Genomic DNA, 275 nt, shown 5'->3' with positions numbered 1-275 from the left:
AAACATGATCTCGCTTACTCAGGGCAGCTTATGACAGGGTTAAGGCAGGTAATGCAAGGTGAGGGCGTGATGATCTTACCTACCTCGGCTATTTTCCATTTAAGAGAGTCAGGGCTGGTATCGACACTCAAAATTACTCAGCCTGAAATGCATAGAACCGTGCTGGCGGCGACAAAAAAACAGAGAAAATCTGCGCTCGACTATGGAAACATTATCGATATTATTAGGAAAGTCGTAGCGAAAGAGAACGCACTAAACCATTGGTGTGGCACGCT

At 45.5% G+C, this 275-nt stretch carries 1 pseudogene; it reads left to right on the top strand.

The features are described 5' to 3' along the window. Nucleotides 1-66: 66 nt before the first annotated feature. Nucleotides 67-275 (top strand): annotated as a pseudogene (locus tag NLF92_RS12860) (LysR family transcriptional regulator); the annotation flags it as partial.

Source organism: Opacimonas viscosa, from assembly GCF_024199005.1.
In the GTDB taxonomy this organism is placed as follows: domain Bacteria; phylum Pseudomonadota; class Gammaproteobacteria; order Enterobacterales; family Alteromonadaceae; genus Opacimonas; species Opacimonas viscosa.
This window is presented reverse-complemented; position numbering and strand designations above follow the sequence as displayed.